This window comes from Rhodoplanes elegans, assembly GCF_016653355.1.
Lineage (GTDB): Bacteria > Pseudomonadota > Alphaproteobacteria > Rhizobiales > Xanthobacteraceae > Rhodoplanes > Rhodoplanes elegans.
In genome coordinates, this window is sequence record NZ_NHSK01000057.1 from 15,834 (window position 1) to 32,496 (window position 16,663).

The following is a 16,663-nucleotide window of genomic DNA, read 5'->3' on the forward strand; positions in this document are numbered from 1 at the left end:
AGAACTCGTCATTCCGGGGCGGCGCGTAGCGCCGAGCCCGGAATCCATATCCCCGGCGCCAGTGGTTCACGACAGACCGGGGCTATGGGTCCCGGACTCCGCGCTATCGCGCGGCCCCGGGACGACCGAGGACTGGGCGAGGCGATCACGGCCGGAGAGAAAGCAAGGGCTCGCACCTCGCCCCTCATCCCCCGTACAGCCAGGTCGGCAGCCACAGCACGATGCCGGGCCAGATGTACATGATCACCATGCACAGGATGACGACGCCCATGTAGGGCATCATGCCGGCGAAGATCTGGTTGATGGTGACGTGCGGCGGCGCCACGCCCTTCAGGTAGAAGGCCGACATGGCGACCGGCGGCGACAGGAAGGCGGCCTGCAGGTTCACGAAGACGAGCACGCCCCACAGGATCGGGTCGATGCCGAAGTGCTTCAGGAGCGGCAGGAAGATCGGCACGAAGATGATGATGATCTCGGTCCATTCCAGCGGCCAGCCGAGAATGAAGATGATCGCCTGCGACAGGATCATGAACTGGGTGGGCGTGAGGTCGAGCGACAGCACCCAGCGCTCCAGCAGCGCCTGACCGCCCAGCACCGCGAACACGGCCGAGAACAGCGCCGAGCCGACGAACAGCCAGCACACCATCGCGGTCGTCTTGGCGGTGAGGAACACCGCCTCCTTGGTGCGCTTCCAGTCGAGCGTGCGGGCGAACAGCGCCAGCAGGAAGGCGCCGAACGAGCCGACAGCCGCCGACTCGGTCGCCGTGGTGATGCCGAGCAGGATGACCAGCAGCACCGTGATGCTGAGCGTGGCGATCGGCAGGACCGAGGAGGTGAGCAGCTTCAGAAGCGAGAAGCGCTCCGCCCCCATGCGCCAGTAGTAGCGGACCAGCATGGCGGCCAGCAGCACGCCGACCACGGTGTAGGTCACGTAGAAGCCGGTGCCCGGCCCGGTGTCGGCCGCGGCCTCGACCGGGGCGGCGCCGCCGAGCGGCTGCAGGCCGAGCGACTCGATCTCCTCGGCCGGCGCGCGATGGATGACGACGTACCACCAGACGAGTCCCATCAGCGCGGCGACGAGCACGAGCGGCACCAGCGCGATCAGGAAGTTGGCGACCAGCGCGCCGTAGCCGACCGGTGTGCCGTCCTCCCGCTTGACGGTCCGGGCCCGCGCCGGCGAGGCGAGCGCCGACACGAAGGTCTTCAGCACGTTGGGCGAGTAGGCCGCGCGCAGCCGGCTCAGCCATTCCGGCACCGGCACCCGGGTCTGGTCCGGCGGCAGCGGCGGGGCGAGCGACGGCTGGATGAGGGCGCGGCTGATGATGTAGGCGATGTAGAGGGTCGCCAGGAAGAAGCCCGGGAACATCGCGGCGGCGTAGAGCTTCACCACCGACTGGCCGGCGACCGCCGCATAGACGATGATCATCACCGACGGCGGGATCAGGATGCCGAGCGTGCCGCCCGCCGTGATGACGCCGGCGGCGAGCTTGACGTCGTAGCCGGCCCGCAGCATCGGGCCGAAGGCGATGACGCCCATCAGCACCACGACGGCGCCGACCAGGCCCGAGGCGAGTCCCCAGAAGGCGCAGACGATGAGGCTCGCGACCGCGAGCGACGCCGGCACCCGGCTGAACGAGAGCTGCACGCTGTAGAACATCTTGTCGACGAGGGCGCCGCGCTCCATCACGTAGCCCATCAGCACGAAGAGCGGGATGGAGATCAGGACGTCGTTGGTCATCGCGCCGTAGGTGCGCTGGACCATCAGGTCGAAGACGCGGTTGTCCCACCAGAACTGGGTGGGATCGTAGAAGGCGTAGAAACCGAAGAAGATGCCGAGCCCCATCAGCGTGAAGGCGGTGGGGAAGCCCATCATGATGGCGATCACGATGAGCCCGAGCATCAGGAGCCCGAGGGCGGGATCGCTCATGTGTTCAGGTCTCCCCCCATGCCGCGCTGGCGCGCGGTCTCGTCGATGGCGTGGGCGCGGGCGATCGCCGCCTTGCGGGTGTCCTCGTCGACGTACTCGCTGTTGGCGAGCTGCTCCTCGATCACGTCGAGCTCGGCGACGTCCTTGAGTCGCGGCGGCCACACCCCGGACTTCAGGCAGACCACGCAGCGCAACATCTCGGCGAGCCCCTGCATCAGCACCAGCACGCCGGCGATCGGGATGATGGTCTTGAACGGATAGACGGGCGGTCCGTCGGCCGTCACGTTCGAGTGCTCGAGGATGCGCCAGGAATCCTGGGCGTAGTGCAGGCCGGCATAGACCAGCGCGCCGATGCCGGGCAGGAAGAACACCACGTAGAGAATCAGATCGAGCGTCGCCTGGGTCCGCGGCTTGAAGGAGCCGTAGAGGAAGTCGCCGCGCACATGCGCGTTCTGGGCGAGCGTGTAGGCGCCGCACAGCATGAAGACGGTGCCGTACAGCATGTTGTTGAGATCGAAGATCCAGGCGGTCGGCGCGTTGAAGAGGTAGCGCTTGAACACCTCGATGACCACGACGGACATCAGCGCGATGATCAGCCAGGCCGCGGTCTTTCCGACGATCGTGCTGATCAGGTCGGCGACGTACAGCACGCGCTGCACCGGCTTGGCGCGGCGGATCGCCCGGGTGGACTGGAGCATCGACATGGGCGGAATCGCTCGGCGCGGGGCGATCGGGGCGCGTGGGCCGTCCGGCGCGCCGCGGACGGGACGTCGTCTGGCCGTCGACGACGGCCGGCACCGGGGGGGCGTCGTGGCGGCGCCGCGGCGACCCTCGTGTCACGAGAGCCGCCGCGGCGGCGGCGATCAGGTCGGCTGCTTGGCGACGCCGGCGGCGCCGAAATAGTGGTCGAACGCCATCTTGCGGCTCACCACCGTGTCGTTTTCCCACTGCGTGGCGCGCTGGGCGAACTGCCGCTGCGACTCGAGAATCTCCTTGAACATCGGGTTCTCGGCGGCCTTCTTCTTCACGACCTCGTCGTACACCTCGAGCTGGCGCTTGAGCACCGGGTCGGGCGTCTTGTAGAAGCGGACCTTGTCCTTCTGCTGCATCTCGACATAATCCTTGGAGTAGCGATCGATCGCCTTCCAGGACATGTCGGCCGAGGCGGCCTCGACCGCGTTGGCGATCAGGGCCCGCATCTTCTCGGGCAGCGCCTCGTACTTGGTCTTGTTGAACAGCACCTCGAACTGCTCGGCGTTCTGGTGGTAGCTCTGCAGCATGCAGACCTTGGACACATCCGGGAAGCCGAGCACCCGGTCCGAGGAGGCGTTGTTGAACTCGGCCGCGTCCAGCAGGCCGCGGTCCATGGCCGAGACGATCTCGCCGCCGGGCAGCGCGTTGACGGCCATGCCGAGGCCCTGGAACACGTCGATCGAGATGCCGACGGTGCGGAACTTCAGGCCCTTCATGTCGTCGACCTTGGCGACCGGCTTCTTGAACCAGCCGAGCGGCTGGGTCGGCATCGGGCCGTAGGGGAACGACACCACGTTGGCGCCGATCGAGTCGTAGAGCTTGGCGAGCAGCTCCTTGCCGCCGCCGTACTTGTGCCAGGCGAGCAGCATGTTGGCGTCCATGCCGAAGCCCGGGCCGGAGCCCCACAGGGCGAGCGCGGTCTGCTTGCCGTAATGATAGACCATGACGCCGTGGCCGCCGTCGAGCGTGCCTTTCGACACCGCCTCGAGCAGGCCGAAGGCCGGCACCACGGCGCCCGCCGGAAGCACCTCGATCTTCAGGTCGCCACCGGTCATGTCGTTGACCTTCTTGGCGAAGTCGAGGGCGTATTCGTGGAAGATGTCCTTCGACGGCCAGGTGCTCTGCCAGCGCATCGTGATCGGGCCGCTCGACTGGGCGATCGCCGGGGCGGCGACCGTGGCGGCGGCGCCGGCCGCGCCGGCGGTCAGCAGGAACTTGCGCCGCGACGCGGCCTTCGCCGAGGCGTGGTCGGGCGACGTGCGGACGGACGGGTGGCGGGAATCCGGGCGGGACATGTCTGCGCTTCCTCCAAAAAATCGTTGGCGAACAGCCTCGTTCTCGGGCCGTCCTTGTCAGGTGTTCTTGGAGCGTGGACCGCTCGTGCTCCGACATGCGGGTGCTGCCGGTTGGGCCGCAGTGTGGCCGGTTCCCGGCGCAACCTCAAGGGCGAAGGCATCGAACTTTAGGTGAAATTCCGGACCGCCGGCGCCCCGCCCGCCGGCCGTGCCGCCGCCCGCCGGGACGTGAAAACGCCCGCTTTCGCCGCGATGGAGGCGGCCGTTCGCCGCCGGCCCCGGCGGCGCGCCGCCGCCACTGGAGCGCCCCGTGTCCCGCCTGACCTCGTCCCTCGCCGTCGTGTGGCGCCTCGCCGCACCTTACTTCCGCTCCGAGGACCGCTGGGCGGGCCGTGGCCTGCTCGCCGCGGTCGTCGCCATCGAGCTCGCCATCGTCGCCATCACGGTGATGATCAACCAGTGGAACAACCGCTTCTACAACGCCCTGCAGGAGCGCAGCTGGGACACCTTCGTGTCCGAGCTCCTGTTCTTCTGCGCCCTCGCGGCCGCCTTCATCGTGCTCGCCGTCTATCAGCTCTATCTGAACCAGTGGCTGCAGATCCGCTGGCGGCGTTGGATGACGAGCCGGTATCTGTCGCACTGGCTCGCCGACGCCAACCACTATCGCATGCAGCTCCTCGGCGATTCGGCCGACAATCCGGACCAGCGCATCGCCGAGGACATCAACCAGTTCATCGATCGCGGCCTCACCATCGGGCTCGGGCTCCTCAACGCGGTCGTCACGTTGGTGTCGTTCGTCGCCATCCTGTGGGGCCTGTCGGCGCGAGCGCCGCTGCATCTCGGCGGCAGCACGTGGGACATCCCGGGCTATCTGGTCTGGGCCGCCCTCCTGTGGGCGATCGTCGGCACCACGCTCACCCATCTGATCGGCCGGCCGCTGATCGCACTCAACTTCCGCCAGCAGCGCTACGAGGCCGACTTCCGCTTCAGCCTCGTGCGGGTGCGCGAGAACGGCGAGCAGATCGCGCTGCTCGGCGGCGAGAGCGCCGAGAAGGCCCGGCTGCTCGATCGCTTCGGCGCCCTGATGGGCAACTGGTTCGCCATCATGACGCGGCAGAAGAAGCTCACCTTCTTCACGGCCGGCTACGGCCAGATCTCGACCGTGTTCCCGTTCGTCGTCGTGTCGCCGGCCTATTTCGCCGGGGCCGTCAATCTCGGCGGCCTGATGCAGACGGCCTCGGCCTTCGGCAGCGTGCAGACGGCGCTGTCCTTCTTCATCACCTCCTACCGGTCGATCGCCGAGTGGAAGGCCGTGGTCGACCGGCTCGACGGCTTCGACGCCGCGATCGCGGCCGGGCGCGCCGCGACCCGGACGGCCGAGACGATCGCGGTGACGCCGCGGCCGGAGGCCGGCGGCATCGCAGCCGCGGCGCTCGACGTGCGGCTGCCGAACGGGCGGCCGCTGGTGACGGCCGCCGACCTCGCGCTGCCCGCCGGCGCGCGCGTGCTGGTCAACGGCCCGTCGGGCTCGGGCAAGTCGACCCTGTTCCGGGCGCTGGCCGGCATCTGGCCGTTCGGCGATGGCGACATCGCGGTGCCGGACGGCAAGACCGTGATGGTTCTGCCGCAGAAGCCGTACCTGCCGGTCGGCCCGCTCGCCGCCGCGGTCGCCTATCCGGCGCTGCCCGATGGCTTCTCGCGCGAGCGGATCGGCGAGGTGCTGACGGCCGTCGGGCTCGGCGCGCTGGTGCCGCGGCTCGACGAGGACGCCCATTGGGCCCGCATGCTGTCGCTCGGCGAGCAGCAGCGCCTCGCCATCGCCCGCGCCATCCTGCACGCCCCCGACTATCTGTTCCTCGACGAGGCGACGGCGTCGCTCGACGAGCCGTCGGAGGCGGCCCTCTATCGGCTGCTGCGTGAAAAGCTGCCCGGCACCGCACTGGTGTCGATCGGCCACCGCTCGACGCTCGACGCCCTGCACGACCGCCGCCTGGTGCTGGAGCGCGACGGCGACCGCCACACGATTCGCGAGCGGGATCTGGCGCCGGCGCGGTGAGGCGGCGGTAATAACAACTGCGTTCGCAGGGCTCGAAGGCCTCGCCCGCTCCGATGAAGAGCGGCGATGAAAGGCGATGAAAAAAAGGGCCGCCTTTCGGCGGCCCTTCGTCGTCTGGTGATCAGGTCTGCCGATCAGGCGCGGCCGATCAGAAGTCCATGCCGCCCATGCCGCCGCCATGCGGCATCGCCGGGGCCGGCTTGTCCTTCGGCAGCTCGGCGACCATCGCCTCGGTGGTGACGAGCAGGCCGGCGATCGAGGCGGCGTCCTGGAGCGCGGTGCGCACCACCTTGGCCGGATCGATGATGCCGGCCTCGACGAGGTCGACATACTTCTCGGTCTGCGCGTCGAAGCCGTAGGTCTCCGACTTGTTCTCGAGGATCTTGCCGACCACGATCGAGCCCTCGACGCCGGCGTTCTCGACGATCTGCCGGATCGGCGCCTCGAGCGCCTTCAGCACGATGTTGATGCCGGCCTGGACGTCGGCGTTCTCGTTCTTGATCTTGCCGACCGAGGCCTTGGCGCGCAGCAGCGCGACGCCGCCGCCCGGGACGATGCCTTCCTCGACGGCCGCGCGGGTCGCGTTGAGGGCGTCCTCGACGCGGTCCTTCTTCTCCTTCACCTCGATCTCGGTGGCGCCACCGACGCGGATCACCGCAACGCCGCCGGCGAGCTTCGCCAGACGCTCCTGGAGCTTCTCACGGTCGTAGTCCGAGGTGGTCTCCTCGACCTGCGCCTTGATCTGGCCGACCCGCGCCTCGATGTCGGCCTTCTTGCCGGCGCCGTCGACGATCGTGGTCTTCTCCTTCTCGATCAGGACCTTCTTGGCCCGGCCGAGCATCTGCACCGTGACGTTCTCGAGCTTGATGCCGAGGTCTTCGGAGATCACCTGGCCGCCGGTGAGGATCGCGATGTCCTCGAGCATCGCCTTGCGGCGATCACCGAAGCCCGGCGCCTTCACGGCCGCGACCTTCAGGCCGCCGCGCAGCTTGTTGACCACGAGGGTGGCGAGCGCCTCGCCCTCGACGTCCTCGGCGATGATGACGAGCGGCTTGCCCGACTGCACCACCGCCTCGAGCACCGGCAGCATGGCCTGCAGGCCCGACAGCTTCTTCTCGTGGAGGAGCACGTAGGCGTCCTCGAGATCGGCCGTCATCTTCTCGGCGTTGGTGATGAAGTACGGCGAGAGATAGCCGCGGTCGAACTGCATGCCCTCGACGACCTCGAGCTCGGTCTCGAGCGCCTTGGCCTCCTCGACCGTGATGACGCCCTCGTTGCCGACCTTCTGCATGGCGCCGGCGATCATCTCGCCCACGGCGGTGTCGCCGTTGGCCGAGATGGTGCCGACCTGCGCGACCTCGGCCGACGAGCCGACCTTCTTGGCGCGCTTCTCGATGTCCTTCACGACCGCCTGCACGGCGATCTCGATGCCGCGCTTCAGATCCATCGGGTTCATGCCGGCGGCGACGGACTTGGCGCCCTCGCGGACGATCGCCTGGGCCAGCACGGTGGCCGTCGTGGTGCCGTCACCGGCGAGGTCGTTGGTCTTCGAGGCCACTTCGCGCACCATCTGGGCGCCCATGTTCTCGAACTTGTCCTCGAGCTCGATCTCCTTCGCCACCGTCACACCGTCCTTGGTGATGCGCGGGGCGCCGAAGCTCTTCTCGATGACGACGTTGCGGCCCTTCGGGCCGAGCGTCACCTTCACGGCGTTGGCGAGCAGGTCGACGCCGCGCAGCATCTTGTCGCGCGCGTCGGTGGAAAAGCGGACGTCCTTGGCAGCCATGTTGCTTGCTCCGAATTGGGATCAGTCGGGGGAACGCCGGACCTACGGGGCAGCGCGCTCGCGCGCCCCGCGCGGCCGGCGGGAGGGCGTCGTGATCAGCCGATCACGCCCATGATGTCGGACTCCTTCATGATCAGGAGATCCTCGCCGTCGAGCTTCACCTCGGTGCCCGACCACTTGCCGAACAGGACGCGGTCGCCGACCTTGAGGTCGAGCGGGACCAGCTTGCCGGCCTCGTCGCGGCCGCCCGGGCCGACGGCGATGATCTCGCCCTGGCTCGGCTTCTCCTTGGCGGTGTCCGGGATGATGATGCCGCCGGCGGTCTTCTCTTCGGCCTCGATGCGCTTCACGACGACGCGATCGTGCAGCGGGCGGAACGTGGTCTTCGCCATGGACTGTCTATCCTCGTCGCCACCTTGGGTGGCTGGGGTTTCGTTGGCAAACTCGGGATTGTCGGCTGGCACTCCGGTGTCGCGAGTGCCAGCGCCGGTCCGGAAATAGGGAGGGGGCTTCCGCCTGTCAAGGCGCCGGCCGGAACCAAACCGAGGCCGGGGCGTTGCGGCTGCCGGCGCGGTTAATGCGCCGGCCGGTCGCGAGACGGCGGCCGCCGGGCCCGCGAGGGCGCAGGCGTCGTCTTAGCCGGGCCGCCGCGGGCAGGCAACCCGCGGACGACTTGCCCGCGGATCGGTCACGATGACCTGATGGGACGAGCGCGCAGGATGGTCCTGCGGCACCAGCGTATCCAGGTCGCTCACCCGCACCGGCTCGGGCAGGGGAAGCGGCTCGATCCCGGCGAGCAGGCGATAGGTTCCGCCCACCGCGGCCCCGACCAGGGCCATCGGAACGGCGAGCAAGCCGAGCATGGTGAATGGGTTGAAAGGGGCCAGAGCCACCGCGACCGCGATGCCGCCCGCGGCGCCGCACCCCACGTAGTCGAGGGTCCGCGTCCGCTTCATGCTGCGGGCGAGCCCATGGACGGCGAGCCCGAACAGCGCCCCCGGGATCGCCGTGACGAGCAGCGCGACCAGCATCATCTGGACCGGCACAGCCAGGGCGAAGAGCAGGCCCTGCTGGAGATCGGCTTCCCCCGCCGACCCCATGATCGGCACGCCGAGCATCATGAGCGGCAGGGCGAGCACGAACATGGCCAGGCCCGGAACAATCGCCGCCACACCCATGGCGCCGAACGAGGTGCGGACCTGGATCGGTCCGTCGTACCGGCGCATCGGTGCGGCCGCGACCTCCGCGGTCGGGTCGGCGATCGACTCGAGCCCGGCGGTCTGCCAGTAGACGAGGCCGGTGATCAGCCCGACCAGCCCGGGCAGCACCCCGGCGGTCAGAACGATGCCGGCTGGAAGATCGACGGCACCGACGTCGATTTCGCGGGTGACCGCGTAAGCGAGCAATGCGGCTGCGCCGCCTATGGCCGCATAGGCCCCGCGACTGCCGATCGCCAGAGCCCGCGCCCTCAGGTGAAGCACCAAGAAGAAAAGCCCGTCGAGGCCCAGGCGCACCGCGAAGGAGATCAGAAGCGCGTCTGGAGCGACAACCCGCGTGAGCGGTCGTGCCGCCGCCCCGGCCCCGAACGAGGGGATCGGGCCCTCCGGCATCGCGCCGACCACCGTCATGACGAGAACGGCGGCATGCAGGAAGGCGAGCGGCAGCAGCGCCACGGCGAACGCGCGCGGCACGGTTCTGACGACGACCATGTGTGTCCCCTCGGGCGCCGTCTCCGAACGAGGAGCGCCACCAGTCAGGCGCAACTCTACCGCGAACCGATTACCGGCGGCTTACCCGGTCGGCGAAAAACTCACCCGATCGGGCGAGGGAAAGACCGCCCGCCGCGGGTGCGGCGACGCCCACTTGACGCTGCACACTCCAGGGCGGGTTCGAAAAGGGCGGCCTCGGAGAAGATGGCCGCGATGGGGCCTGAAGCGGCTGGAGCAATGCGCCCGGGCGGCCGGACAGGAAACAGAAAAAGGCCGCGGCACTGCCGCGGCCTTCGCGCGTCGGGACCGGCCCCGACGGGGGCTCGTCGATCCGGTTACCGGCTGCCGGACCCCGAGCCGCCCGAATCCGATCCGGACATCCCGGAGCCGCCCGTCCCGGAGCCGCTCGCGCCGGACCCGGAGGCGCCGCCGCTCATCCCCGAGTCGCTCTCCCCGGAGGTGCCGCTCTGGCCGCCCTGCGAGGTCGGACCGCCGCCCGTCGACGAGCCGCCCGCCCCGGTGGTGCCCATCGACTGGCCCTGCCGGCCGGCGTCGCCGCCGAACTCGGCCATGTCGAGGCCGAGATCCGACAGCGCGCGCCGGTCGATCTGGTCGTCGGCGGAGGCATAGCCCTTGTCGCGCTTGAAGTTCTGCAGCGCCGAGCGGGTGTCCGGCCCCCACACGCCGTCGACGTCGCCGGAGCTGAAGCCCTTCTTGTTCAGCGCCTGCTGCAGGCGGCTGATCTGGTCCTTGCTGAGCCCGTCGACCGAGATCGGCTGCCGGTCGGCGGACTGCCCGGAGCCGCCCATCGACGACTGGCGCCCCGAGTCGTGAGCGCTGCCTTGGCCGCTCGAGCCCTGGGCGCTCGAGCCCTTGCCGCTCTGCTGGCCCTGTTGCCACTGGCCGGACGGCTGCTGGCCCTGCTGACCCTGCGAGGGCTGCTGCGCATAGGCCGGCAGCGACAGGGCGAGGACGGTCGTCGCGAGAAGAATGCGTTTCATCGAGGTCTCCCGGAGGTGTTCTGGTTGGGTTTCGGTCCCGACACCGGGCCCGGCCGGCGTCATCCGGCGCGTGGTGCGGGACCGACACCGGGCCAACCGGCCGCGGGCGACATCGTTCTGCTCACCTCGATGATCTCGGCTGATTGTCGCAGGCCGCCGTCCGCCAGCGGACCGACTTCGGGTCTCCGCGACCGGAGACCGGCCGGTCATCGAAACGCCCATCTCGGGCCGTCATGGTGAGGGCGTTCTTCCGTGAACCCGACGCTCGCGGGCGCGCCGGCACGGCCGGTCTGCGACGGCGGCGGAGGTATGAATCACACTTGCGTCAAGCCCTTCCGCCGATCAGAGTGGGGCATCGATGTCGGAGATCGTCATGCTGGGTTCGTTCCGGGGCGCCGCGCGCGTATTGACGGCCGCCGCCGCGCTGACGTCGCTCGCGGGCTGCGCGAGCACGCTGCCGTCGTTCTCGGGCGGCGGGTCGGCGCCGGAGCCCGGGCCCGCCCCGATGGCGGCGGCGCCGCCGTCCAGCATCCGGCCGGACGAGATCGTCGGTCGCTGGGGCATCGCCGCCTATCACCGCCCGGAGGACCGCGCTCGCACCGAGGCGGCGGCGCGCGGGCAATGCAAGCTGCCCTTCGTCATCAACCGGTCCTCGACCGGCGTGTCGATGCTCGGCCACGACAGCCCGCAAGTGCAGGACATGCTGCTCAAGGCGGGACCGGACGGGAAGAGCTATATCGGCCCGAGCCCGGCCGCCCCCGACGCCGACGACCGCGAGGTGGTGTCGTTCGACGGCCGCGTGCTGATCCTCAAATGGGTCGATCCGGAGGTCGCCGGCCGCTACGGCACCATGATCCTGGTCCGCTGCGGCGCCGAGGGCACCACGGCGCGCGCCCCGCGTCCCGCTCCCGCCGCCGCCCGCTGATCCGCCACCCCGCATGACCACGAGGCCCGCATGAATGCCGGGCACCCCAAGCTCCTCTGGCTGCCGCTCGCCCCGTTCGAGCGCGACGGGCTGAAGACCGCGCTCAAGGGCGCCGGCCTGCCGCACGACGACGTCGCGGCGCCCGGACGGTACTTCTGGCGCTTCGAGGAGAACGACGTCCCGGTCGGCTTCGGCGGCATCGAGGTGCACGGCGACGATGGGCTCCTGCGCATCGTCACCCTGCCGGTGCTGCGCCATCGCGGTCTCGGCGGCGCCATCGCCGAGGCGCTGGAGGGTGAGACCGTGGCACTCGGCTGCCGCGCCCTGTGGGTGGCGGCCGGCGGCGAGGCCGCCTTCTTCGCCGAGCGCGGCTACGTGCCGGTGCTGCCCACCGCCATCCCGGCCGCGATCGCCGAGCGCCTCTCGTCCGGCGCCGACACGCCGATGATGAAGCGGGTGGGGTAGGGCGGACTCGTCGCGAGCCGGGAGGTGTTTCGGCTCCCGTCGCATCACGACCTCCGCCGGGTTGGGCTCCCCCCTCCCCATCCCTCCCCCACAAGGGGGGAGGGAGCACACCGGGGCGCGCTTCGAGCTTCTGATCGAACGATCGAACCGATGTGCTTTTCGAGCGATCGAACCGATGTTGCATTCGCTGGCTCTGCGCTTGCGCCTCCTGCGTTCCCTCCCCCCCTTGTGGGGGAGGGACAGGGAGGGGGGTGAGCCACGAACGATCACGTATCGATCAGATGCCGCGACCAAGCCGGCAGGGCGACGTGATCACGTCGGCTCCATCGCATCGACGTGATCACATTCGCTCATTCTTTCGCAGCTACTCCGTCTTGGCGCCGAGGCCGGCCAGCTTGACGATCCTGGCCCACTTCTCGATGTCGGCGCGCAGATAGGCGTCGAACGCCGTCGGGCTCATCTCCATCGGCACGGCGCCCTGGCGGCTCCACGCCTCGCGGATCTCGGGTTTGGCGATCACGGCCCGGATCGCGCCGTTGAGCCGGTCGACGATCGCGGCGGGCGTGCCGCTCGGCGCCATCACGCCGAGCCAGATCGTCGCCTCGTAGCCCGGCACGCCCGCTTCGGCGACGGTCGGCACGTCCGGCATCAGGGCCGAGCGCGTCGTGCCCGTGGTGGCGAGCGCGCGCACCTGGCCGGCCTCGGCGTTGCTGCGCATCGTCGTGATGGCGTCGAACATCATCTGCACATGGCCGCCCATCACCGCGTTGCGGGCCTCGCCCGAGGCCTTGTGTGGCACGTGCACGATGTCGGTGCCGCTCATCGCCTTGAACAGCTCGCCGGCCATGTGATACGGCGTGCCCGGTCCCGACGAGGCGTAGTTCAGGCCGCCGGGCTTCTGCTTGGCGAGCGCGATGAACTCGGCCGGCGTCTTGGCCGGCACGGCGTTGTTCACCACCATCAGCAGGTCGGACGAGTTGATCGGCGCCACCGCGACGAAGTCGCGCATCAGCTCGAACGGCTTGTTGGGGATCAGCGACTCGTTGGTCGTGTGGGTGTTCGACATGACGAGCAGCGTGTAGCCGTCGGCCGGCGACTTCGCGACCATGTCGGTGCCGATGATGGCGCCGGCGCCGGGCCGGTTCTCCACCACGAAGGACTGTTTCGTCGTGTCGGAGAGATGCTGCGCGAGCACGCGGGCGAACACGTCGGCCGGGCCGCCGGCGCCGAACGGCACGATCATGCGCACCGGCCGTGCCGGATAGTCCTGCGCCGCGGCCGGCCCGCTCGGTGATGCTGCGAATGCGAGAAGAGCGGCTCCGGCGATGCCGGACACCAGCACACGAGACGACAGGACGCGAGAAGGCAGGACGCGAGACGTTAGGACGCGAGACAACGGAGAGAGCGCGCGCCGGCGAGCGTTCATGGTCTTCCTCCCGTGTGATGGATCGTTGTGACGGCCGATCCTTTCATCCACGGGTATCACGAATGCGCCGGCCCGGCGAGCGCGGCCGATCGCTGTGGATCGCGGGGAATCGCAGGGCCGAGGCGCGACGACGATCGCCCGACGAGCCGAGCAGGCTCGGTCGAACAGGCGCGTCCGAGCTGGTTCAGTCGAACAGCGCGTCGATGTCGTTCTGGGAGACGTGGCCGGCGTCGCCCTCGAGCTTGGGGCCGTTGAGGAGCTTGTCCTCCTCCGACACCTCGGGCGCCGCCACCTCGGGCACGTATTCGCCGAAGGACTCGATGCCGCCCCAGATCTCTTCCATGCGGCGGATGTGCTCCTCGATGAACTTGAGGGCCGCCACCACCTTGCTGATCCGTTGGCCGGTGAGATCCTGGAAGTTGCAGGACTCGAAGATGCGGATCACGCAGTCCTGGATTTCACGCGCCGTCGCCTGCTGGGTCTCGTCGGTGAGCGCATTGGCGAGCTTGTCGGCGCGGCTGTCGATGTCCTCGACGGCGCCCAGGATCGCCTCGGTGGCCCGCTCGGTGTCGTCGACGACGGCGTCGAGCTCGTTCGCCACCCGCGACATCTCGTGGCCGTTGAAGCCGGTCACGTGGATGGTCGCGAGCTCGCGCTTGGTCTCGACGATCGCGTCGCTGATCACGTCGAGCTCGGCCTTGAGCTTGTGGAACTCGTTGAACTGCGCCTGGAACTTCTCGAGCGTCTGCTGCGCCTCGGTGGCGCGGCCCTCGATCAGGGCGCGCACGCCGCGGATCTCGGTGATCACCTCGAGGTGGCGCAACGCGGCGTCCGCGTCGTTCGCCGAGGCGGGCATGACGACCTCGTCCGCCGATCCGATGAGACCCAACGCGATCTCTTCGACGGGGCGGACCTGCTCGATGCGAAAGAGTTTGCGCGTTTGCATGGAGGCTTCGGTAATTCGAGGCGTTCTTTACCGTTCTACCGGACCATTCTTTAACGACCGGTTCACGCGACGGATGTGCCGGTTTCCGGTGAGTTATCGGCCCTCGTGTCGTCGTGGCGGAGCGACGCGCGGCCCGCGCCCGAAGCGCGTTGACGATGTATTTACCACGTTTCCGCGCGATTTAAGTTTCGTTAACCACGAAAATTTCGTGTTTACGGTTCCGACACCATAGTCATTCGAATTCGATCGATCATACCGTTACAGTAAATCGGGGCCGGCTCGTTTTTACGACTTGGTCGCCATTTCGGGCTTTTACTCGAAATGCACCACGACTTGGTGTCCGAACCGTTCATCGCGTAACGAGTGCAGAGCCCCGTCATGTCCCGCGTTCTCCTTTGCGCCCTGGCTGCGACCGCGCTGTCGGGTCCGCCGGCCCTCGCCCAGACCTACGTGTCGGGCCCTCACACCGTCTCCGGACGCGTCTACATGGTGCCGCAGACCGCCATGCAGGCGCCGGTGCGGCGCGGCGGGCTCGGCGGCGGCTTCATCGAGGCGATCTTCTCGGGCGGCGACGTCTCTCCGTCACACGGCCGCGGCGTCCAGGCGCAGGATCCGACCCAGTACGGCGGCGGCCGTTACGCCGGCATCGATCCGAGCGAGTACAGCCGCACCGCCGTCGATCCGCGCTTCCGCCCGCAGATGGTCGCCTATGACGGCGACGAGGCGCCCGGGACCATCGTGGTCGATACGCGCAACTTCTATCTCTACCTGGTCGAGGGCCCCGGCCGGGCCCGGCGCTACGGCGTCGGCGTCGGCCGTCCGGGCTTCACCTGGGCCGGCGCCCACACCATCACGGGCAAGAAGGAATGGCCCGACTGGCGGCCGCCCGAGGAGATGCTGCGCCGGCAGCCCGGCCTGCCGAGCTTCATGCCCGGTGGCCCGGAGAATCCGCTCGGCGCCCGCGCTCTCTATCTCGGCGACACGCTCTATCGCATCCACGGCTCCAACGAGCCCTGGACGATCGGCACCCAGGTGTCGTCCGGCTGCATCCGTATGCGCAACGAGGACGTCATGGACCTCTACGAGCGGGTGAAGGTCGGCAGCAAAGTCGTCGTCCTCTGACGAAGGCGCGCGCCGCCGGCGGCCGGCCCGCCCGCGACGCCGCAACGTGAAAACTCTTCCGTGCCGTCCGCCGGACGGCACCCACCCCGGAGGGACTGCCCGCACCGTCACGATCATCCGTCCACCCTGTTGATTTACTGGCGCGGGGCGCGTCCGATTCGACATTGCGCGAATCGGGCGCGTTCCTGCGTCCGGGCGGGACGCGGCAGCGACATACCGAAGCCGAAGTCATGGTCCTACGGTCGCGCCCGAGCCGCGGCGGCGGTTGCGCCGCCGGGGCGACCGCGTCGCTGAAATCGCCGGGGGAGGGGATCGTGGGGCAGGCTGTCCACCCGAAGTACCGAGCGTTCCTGGTGCATGCGCCGGCCGACGAGGCCTGGGGCAAGGCGATCGAGGGCGGCTTGTCGGACCTGCGGGTGCCGTGGGCGCTGGTCGGCCGCGACACGCCGCACGGTCCGGTGCCGAAGACGATCGGCCCGCTCGTGCGCTTCTCCGCGCCGCCGCCTGCCGCCCCGGTCGCGCCGGCCGCCGCTCCGGCCGAGCCCGCCGTCGCTGCCGATGCCGCGACGAAAGCGGTGACAGCGGACGCGACCACGGCGGAGCCGACCGCCACCGAAATTTCGGGGACGACCCCCGCGGCCGCGGCCACGCCGACCGAGCCGGCCGAACCGGCATCGCCGACGCCTGCGGCCACGGCGGCGCCGGAGCCAGTCGCACCGGTCCTGCCGGACGACATGGTCGCGGCGCTGATCGACGCGCGCTTCCTCGTCGTGTTGTGCTCGCCGGCAGCCGCCGGCGACCCGGCCGTGAACGAGGCGGTGCGGCGCTTCAAGGGGCTGGGCCGCGGCGACCGCATCGTCGCCGTGCTGGTCGGCGGCATCCTTCAGACCGACATCCGCGACCTCGCCCCGCCGGCGTTGCGTCGGCGCATCCGGGTCGACGGCACGGTCGGCGACGAGGACGAGAGCGCGATCGCGCCGCTCGTCGTCGACGCCCGACTCGGCGCGGCGCCGCGCGCCGAGGTGATCGCCCGGCTTGCCGCGGCGTTGCTCTCGCTGTCGTTCGAGGAGTTTCGCGGGCCGGCCGAGCGGGCGATGCGCGGCCGCCGGCGGCGCCGCCGTTGGCTCGCCACCGCCGCCGTGCTGGCGCTGGTCGTCGGCGCCGGCGTGGCGGCGTGGACGGTCGTGCTGCCGAAGGATCCGGCGCTGCTCGACGCGACGCTCGCGACCGGCACGGCCGCCACCGTGCGGAT

At 69.6% G+C, this 16,663-nt stretch carries 14 protein-coding genes; 5 read left to right on the forward strand and 9 right to left on the reverse strand.

Annotated features, from left to right (window positions below; all coding sequences use genetic code 11):
- Positions 1-184 precede the first annotated feature (184 nt).
- From CCR97_RS05155 to CCR97_RS05165, 3 genes are all read right to left on the reverse strand, one after another.
- Positions 185-1,927, reverse strand: a complete 1,743-nt coding sequence (locus tag CCR97_RS05155) for a TRAP transporter large permease (RefSeq protein ID WP_111359679.1) — start codon at positions 1,925-1,927, stop codon at positions 185-187.
- Positions 1,924-2,625 carry a TRAP transporter small permease subunit gene (locus tag CCR97_RS05160; protein ID WP_111359682.1) on the reverse strand — a complete coding sequence of 234 codons (702 nt, stop codon included), beginning with the start codon at positions 2,623-2,625 and terminating at the stop codon, positions 1,924-1,926. The genes CCR97_RS05155 and CCR97_RS05160 overlap by 4 nt, the downstream gene beginning before the upstream one ends.
- Positions 2,626-2,790: 165 nt before the next feature.
- Positions 2,791-3,975 (reverse strand): TRAP transporter substrate-binding protein, encoded by a 1,185-nt coding sequence (locus tag CCR97_RS05165; RefSeq protein ID WP_111357446.1) that lies wholly within the window; start codon positions 3,973-3,975, stop codon positions 2,791-2,793.
- Positions 3,976-4,285: 310 nt separating this feature from the next.
- Here CCR97_RS05165 and CCR97_RS05170 point away from each other — a divergent pair, with 310 nt between their 5' ends.
- A complete protein-coding gene (locus tag CCR97_RS05170; protein ID WP_111357445.1) occupies positions 4,286-6,031 on the forward strand; it encodes an ABC transporter ATP-binding protein/permease in 1,746 nt (581 codons plus the stop codon).
- A 148-nt stretch (positions 6,032-6,179) separates the two neighbouring features.
- Here the strand turns inward: CCR97_RS05170 and groL are convergent, their stop codons facing one another.
- The 4 genes from groL to CCR97_RS05190 form a co-directional block, all read right to left on the reverse strand.
- Complete coding sequence (groL, locus tag CCR97_RS05175) at positions 6,180-7,817, reverse strand: chaperonin GroEL (RefSeq protein WP_111357444.1); 1,638 nt, start codon at positions 7,815-7,817, stop codon at positions 6,180-6,182.
- A 95-nt stretch (positions 7,818-7,912) separates the two neighbouring features.
- Positions 7,913-8,209, reverse strand: coding sequence for a co-chaperone GroES (gene groES, locus CCR97_RS05180; protein ID WP_111357443.1), 297 nt, complete (start codon positions 8,207-8,209; stop codon positions 7,913-7,915).
- A 243-nt stretch (positions 8,210-8,452) separates the two neighbouring features.
- Positions 8,453-9,526: a hypothetical protein gene (locus CCR97_RS05185; RefSeq protein WP_111357442.1), complete on the reverse strand. Its 1,074-nt coding sequence runs from the start codon at positions 9,524-9,526 to the stop codon at positions 8,453-8,455.
- 335 nt (positions 9,527-9,861) lie between these two features.
- Positions 9,862-10,527: a peptidoglycan-binding domain-containing protein gene (locus CCR97_RS05190; RefSeq protein ID WP_111357441.1), complete on the reverse strand. Its 666-nt coding sequence runs from the start codon at positions 10,525-10,527 to the stop codon at positions 9,862-9,864.
- 373 nt (positions 10,528-10,900) lie between these two features.
- Here CCR97_RS05190 and CCR97_RS05195 point away from each other — a divergent pair, with 373 nt between their 5' ends.
- Positions 10,901-11,452, forward strand: a complete 552-nt coding sequence (locus CCR97_RS05195) for a hypothetical protein (RefSeq protein WP_170145848.1) — start codon at positions 10,901-10,903, stop codon at positions 11,450-11,452.
- 30 nt (positions 11,453-11,482) lie between these two features.
- Positions 11,483-11,917 carry a GNAT family N-acetyltransferase gene (locus CCR97_RS05200; RefSeq protein WP_111357438.1) on the forward strand — a complete coding sequence of 145 codons (435 nt, stop codon included), beginning with the start codon at positions 11,483-11,485 and terminating at the stop codon, positions 11,915-11,917.
- A gap of 364 nt (positions 11,918-12,281) precedes the next feature.
- Here the strand turns inward: CCR97_RS05200 and CCR97_RS05205 are convergent, their stop codons facing one another.
- Together CCR97_RS05205 and CCR97_RS05210 are read right to left on the reverse strand one after the other, a co-directional pair.
- On the reverse strand, positions 12,282-13,271 hold the full coding sequence (locus CCR97_RS05205) for a tripartite tricarboxylate transporter substrate binding protein (RefSeq protein WP_420826059.1): 990 nt from the start codon (positions 13,269-13,271) through the stop codon (positions 12,282-12,284).
- Between the two features lie 256 nt (positions 13,272-13,527).
- Positions 13,528-14,199, reverse strand: a complete 672-nt coding sequence (locus CCR97_RS05210; protein ID WP_146618752.1) for a chemotaxis protein — start codon at positions 14,197-14,199, stop codon at positions 13,528-13,530.
- Positions 14,200-14,667: 468 nt separating this feature from the next.
- Between CCR97_RS05210 and CCR97_RS05215 the strand changes: the two genes are divergently transcribed.
- Together CCR97_RS05215 and CCR97_RS05220 are read left to right on the forward strand one after the other, a co-directional pair.
- Positions 14,668-15,411, forward strand: coding sequence for a L,D-transpeptidase (locus CCR97_RS05215; protein ID WP_111357435.1), 744 nt, complete (start codon positions 14,668-14,670; stop codon positions 15,409-15,411).
- A gap of 314 nt (positions 15,412-15,725) precedes the next feature.
- On the forward strand, positions 15,726-16,663 hold a 938-nt coding region (locus CCR97_RS05220; RefSeq protein ID WP_244670271.1), incomplete at its 3' end, for a toll/interleukin-1 receptor domain-containing protein.

Bases quoted from the DNA above. Each gene is read 5' to 3' on its own strand.
- groL (WP_111357444.1), bottom strand. From the start codon at position 7,817: ATGGCTGCCAAGGACGTCCGCTTTTCCACCGACGCGCGCGACAAGATG.
- CCR97_RS05165 (WP_111357446.1), bottom strand. From the start codon at position 3,975: ATGTCCCGCCCGGATTCCCGCCACCCGTCCGTCCGCACGTCGCCCGAC.
- CCR97_RS05190 (WP_111357441.1), bottom strand. From the start codon at position 10,527: ATGAAACGCATTCTTCTCGCGACGACCGTCCTCGCCCTGTCGCTGCCG.
- CCR97_RS05160 (WP_111359682.1), bottom strand. From the start codon at position 2,625: ATGCTCCAGTCCACCCGGGCGATCCGCCGCGCCAAGCCGGTGCAGCGC.
- CCR97_RS05195 (WP_170145848.1), top strand. From the start codon at position 10,901: ATGCTGGGTTCGTTCCGGGGCGCCGCGCGCGTATTGACGGCCGCCGCC.
- CCR97_RS05215 (WP_111357435.1), top strand. From the start codon at position 14,668: ATGTCCCGCGTTCTCCTTTGCGCCCTGGCTGCGACCGCGCTGTCGGGT.
- CCR97_RS05210 (WP_146618752.1), bottom strand. From the start codon at position 14,199: ATGCCCGCCTCGGCGAACGACGCGGACGCCGCGTTGCGCCACCTCGAG.
- groES (WP_111357443.1), bottom strand. From the start codon at position 8,209: ATGGCGAAGACCACGTTCCGCCCGCTGCACGATCGCGTCGTCGTGAAG.
- CCR97_RS05200 (WP_111357438.1), top strand. From the start codon at position 11,483: ATGAATGCCGGGCACCCCAAGCTCCTCTGGCTGCCGCTCGCCCCGTTC.
- CCR97_RS05155 (WP_111359679.1), bottom strand. From the start codon at position 1,927: ATGAGCGATCCCGCCCTCGGGCTCCTGATGCTCGGGCTCATCGTGATC.
- CCR97_RS05185 (WP_111357442.1), bottom strand. From the start codon at position 9,526: ATGGTCGTCGTCAGAACCGTGCCGCGCGCGTTCGCCGTGGCGCTGCTG.